The sequence below is a fragment of the Streptomyces sp. NPDC020362 genome (assembly GCF_040642095.1).
Classification (GTDB): domain Bacteria; phylum Actinomycetota; class Actinomycetes; order Streptomycetales; family Streptomycetaceae; genus Streptomyces.
Genome location: NZ_JBFAET010000365.1, coordinates 1 through 4577, shown reverse-complemented (window position 1 = coordinate 4577; position 4577 = coordinate 1). Strand labels below are relative to the sequence as shown.

The window sequence follows — 4577 nt, the reverse complement described above, 5'->3', positions numbered from 1 at the left end:
TGATGCAGGGGTTGCCTGCTGGTGGGGCGATGGCGGCGGTGGGTGCTTCGGAGGCCGAGGTTCTTGCCGGGCTTGAGCAGGTGTCGGGGGTGTCGGTTGCGGCGGTGAACGGGCCGGAGTCGGTGGTGGTCTCCGGTGTGGAAGCCGGGGTTGAGCAGGTGGTGGAGTTGTGGCGGGAGCGGGGTCGTCGGGTGCGGCGGCTGCGGGTGTCGCGTGCGTTCCATTCGGCGGCGATGGATCCGGTGCTGGACGAACTCGCTTCGGTGGCGGGTGAGTTGAGGTATGAGCGGCCGCGGTTGGTGTGGGCGGGTGCGTTGACCGGTGAGGTGTTGACGGAGTGTGGGGCGGGGTACTGGCCGGCGCAGACGAGGGAGGCGGTGCGGTTCGCGGATGCCGTGCGGACGCTGGCGGCCGAGGGTGTGTCGGTGTTCCTGGAGGTCGGTCCGGATGGTTCGTTGTCGGCGCTGGGTCCGGATGCGGTGGCCGGAGTGGGCGAGGGTGTGTTCGTCCCGCTGCAGCGGCGCAAGGAACGTGACGAGCAGGGCGTGAGCGGTCTGCTGACCGGTCTGGCGCGGGCGTTCGTCAACGGGGCGGCCGTGGACTGGGCCGCACTGCTGCCGACCGCGGACCGGGTCGAACTGCCCACCTACGCCTTCCGCCACGAGCGGTACTGGCCCAAGGGAGTACTGGCCCTGCCGACCGCGGGACAGGCCGCGGGTGGCGACGGCGCGAGCACCGCCGCCGAGGCCGAGTTCTGGTCCGCGGTCGAGGGCGGAGACCTGACGCGGATCGCCGACACGCTGGCGATCGAGGACCGGCAGCATCTCGGCGAAGTGCTGCCGGCGCTGACGTCGTGGCGGCGCCGGGAACGGGACCGCTCGGCCACCGCGAACTGGCGCTACCGCGTGACCTGGGCCCCGGTCGCCGAGCCCGGCCCGGCGGCGCTGAACGGCCGCTGGCTGCTGGTGACCACGGCCGGGCAAGCCGACGACGAACTGACACGCGCGTGCGTGCAGGCGCTGTCCGGCCGGGGCGCCGACGTGGTGCTGGCCGAGATCACCGAGACGGCCGACCCGGTGCGGATGGCCGCACAGCTGCGCACGACGATTCCGGACGACGGGGTCGCCGGGGTCGTATCGCTGCTGGCACTGGACGAGACACCGCTGCCTGCCCACCCGGTGCTGGCGAACGGCCTGGCCGGAACCCAGACGCTGGTCCAGACCCTGATCGCCCTGGCGGTCCACGCGCCGCTGTGGATGCTCACCCGCGGCGCAGTCGCGGCCGTACCCGGCGAGGCACCGACCAGTCCCGTGCAGGCACAGACGTGGGGCCTCGGCCGGGTCTGCGCCCTGGAACATCCCGACCACGGCGGCGGCCTGATCGACCTGCCGGCCGACTTCGACGAGGAGGCCGCGGCCCGGCTGTGCGCCGTGCTCGCCGGGTGCGGCGATGACCAGGTCGCGATCCGCCCGGCCGGGATCCTCGGCCGCAGGCTGACCCGGGCCGCGCAGCCGGCCGGCTCCGCCGAGCGCTGGGTGCCGCGCGGGAGTGCGCTGATCACCGGCGGTACCGGTGCCATCGGCGGACACGTGGCGCGCTGGCTGGTCGGCCGGGGCGCTCCGCGGCTGGTGCTGACCAGCCGGTCAGGGCCCGGTGCGGCGGGTACCGCGGCGCTGGCCGCCGAGCTGGCGACGGCCGGGGCGCGGGTCGAGCTGATCGCGTGCGACGCCGCCGACGACGCGGCACTGGCCGCGGTGATCACCAGGATCGGGGCCGACGGCCCGCCGCTGACCGCGGTGATGCACGCGGCAGGCATCGCACAGGCCACCCCGCTGGACGAGACGTCGGTGGACGAACTGGCCACGGTACTGGCGGCCAAGGCGGCCGGCGCCGTCGCCCTCGACCGCGCGACCGCCGGCCTGGACCTGGAGGCGTTCGTCCTCTTCTCCTCCATCTCCTCCACATGGGGCAGCGGCCTGCAGGCCGGATACGCGGCGGCCAACGCCTTCCTGGACGCCCTGGCGGAGAGCCGCCTGGCCCGCGGGCTGGCAGCGACCTCGGTGGCCTGGGGCCCATGGGGCGGCGGCGGCATGACCGACCTGGAGGACGCGGCCCAGATGCAACGGCGCGGGCTGCACCTGCTGGAGCCCGGACAGGCCATCCAGGCCCTGGCACAGATACTCGACGGCCGGGACCGGCTGATGACGGTCGCCGACGTGGACTGGGCCCGGTTCGCGCCCCCGTTCACCGTACGCAGGCCCAGCCCGCTCATCGAGAGCCTGCCCGAGGTCATCGAGGCGCTGGCCGCCGCACAGGACGACGACGGCCCGGCCGACTCCGAGGCCGGCAACGCACTGGCCCAGAAACTGGCCGGCTTGTCGAGGGCGGAGCAGGACCGGATGCTGACCGACATCGTCCGCACCGAGGCCGCCGCCGTACTGGGCCATGCAAGCGTCGACGCGGTCGAGGCCGACCGGTCCTTCACCGACCTCGGCGCCGACTCGCTGACCGCGGTGGAACTGCGTGACCGGCTGAGCACGGCCACCGGCCTGCGCCTGCCCAGCACGCTGCTGTTCGACTACCCCACTCCCGCCGCGCTGGCCGGCCACCTGAGGGCCTGCCACGTCGAGGAGACCAGCCCGGCCCAGCCCGTGCTCGCCGAGCTGGAAAAACTGGAAGGAATGCTCGCCGCGATAACCGGCGACGAGGACTCCGCCCAGATCACGAACCGCCTCGAAGTCGTGCTGTCGAAGTGGAAAGAAGCGCGGGACCGGATCGCCGAGGTCGGTGTCGCGGAGAAGCTCGAATCGTCAACCGACGACGAAGTCTTCGATTTCATCGGAAAAGAACTTGGCATCTACTGACAAGCCGTACGCCGCGACTTCCTCGACGAGGTGACGTAAGTGAGCGAAGAGAAGCTCCGCTACTTCCTCAAGCGGGTGACCGCTAATCTGCATGAGACTCGCCAGCGTCTGCAGGAAATGGAAGCGGCCAGCGACGAGCCGATTGCGATCGTCGGAATGAGCTGCCGTTTTCCCGGCGGCGTGCGCAGCCCCGAAGAACTGTGGGACCTGCTGGCCACGGGTACGGACGCGGTCTCCGGGCTGCCGCAGAACCGCGGTTGGGACGTCGGAGACCCCGACGACTCCGGGTCCGGCCGTGCGAAGGTGCACGCCGGCGGCTTCCTCTACGACGCGACCGAGTTCGACGCGGGATTCTTCGGGATCAGCCCCCGGGAGGCCCTGTCGATGGACCCGCAGCAGCGGCTCCTGCTGGAGGTCGCCTGGGAGGCGCTGGAGCGGGCCGGCATCGACCCCGCCTCGCTGCGCGGCTCCGCCACGGGCGTGTTCGCGGGCGCGTCCGCATCCGGCTACGGCTGGATGGGCGGCCGGCTGGGTGAGCACGACGGTCACGTGATGACCGGCAACGCCATGAGCATCCTGTCCGGCCGGCTGTCCTACACGTTCGGTCTCGAGGGCCCGGCGGTGACGGTCGACACGGCGTGCTCGTCATCGCTGGTCTCGCTCCACCTGGCCTGCCAGGCGCTGCGCGCCGGTGAGTGCTCCACGGCACTGGTCGGCGGCGCGTTCGTGGCGGCGACCCCCGTCCTGTTCACCGACTTCAACGAGTCGCTCGGGCTGTCCCCCGACGGAAGGTGCAAGACCTTCGGGGCCTCGGCCGACGGCATGGGAGTGGCCGAGGGCGCCGGTGTCGTGGTGGTGGAGCGTCTCTCCGACGCCCGGCGCAACGGGCACCGTGTGCTGGCGGTGGTGCGGGGCTCCGCGATCAACCAGGACGGTGCGTCCAACGGACTGACCGCCCCGAACGGCCCCTCCCAGCAGCGGGTGATCCGGGCGGCTCTCGCCAACTCCCGCCTGTCGACCGGTGACGTCGACGTGGTCGAGGCACACGGAACCGGGACCCCGCTCGGAGACCCGATCGAGGCCCAGGCGCTGCTCGCCACCTACGGCCAGGAGCGGCCGGAGGGACGGCCGTTGTGGCTGGGCTCGGTGAAGTCCAACATCGGCCACACCCAGCAGGCCGCGGGCATGGCCGGGATCATCAAGATGGTGCTGGCGCTGCACAACAGGCAGCTGCCCGCCACGCTGCACGTGGAAGAACCCACGCCGCACGTGGACTGGTCGGCCGGTACGGTGCGGCTGCTGACCGAGTCCGTCCCGTGGACGGCGGACGACCGGGTGCGCCGCGCCGGTGTGTCGGGCTTCGGGATGAGCGGCACCAACGTGCACATCATCTTGGAGGAGGCTCCGGCCCAGGAGGCCGAGAACGCGAACGCCCCTGCCGACGACGCCGAGACGGCCGACGCCGAGACGGCCGAGGCCGCCCTGGACGAAGCGGATGGCGAGGCCGAGCCGGTGGTTGTGCCTGCGGTGGTGGAGGCCGGTGGGCCTGCCGTGTGGGTGGTGTCGGGCCGGTCGGCGAAGGGCTTGACGGCGCAGGCGGGACGCTTGCGCGAATGGATTGCGGCCCGGCCGGGGCTTGAACCGGCGGATGTGGCGTGGTCGTTGGCGGCGACGCGGTCGGTGTTCGAGCACCGGGCTGTGGTTCTGGGTGGT

The 4577-nt window shown here is 72.3% G+C and carries 2 protein-coding genes; both read left to right on the top strand.

Features of this window, described 5'->3' with window-relative positions:
* A partial coding sequence (locus AB0H32_RS46920; RefSeq protein WP_361135435.1) for an SDR family oxidoreductase occupies positions 1 to 2864 on the top strand: 2864 nt, incomplete at its 5' end.
* Positions 2865 to 2903: 39 nt separating this feature from the next.
* Positions 2904 to 4577 (top strand): beta-ketoacyl synthase N-terminal-like domain-containing protein (locus AB0H32_RS46915; protein ID WP_361135432.1); only part of this gene is annotated, 1674 nt, incomplete at its 3' end.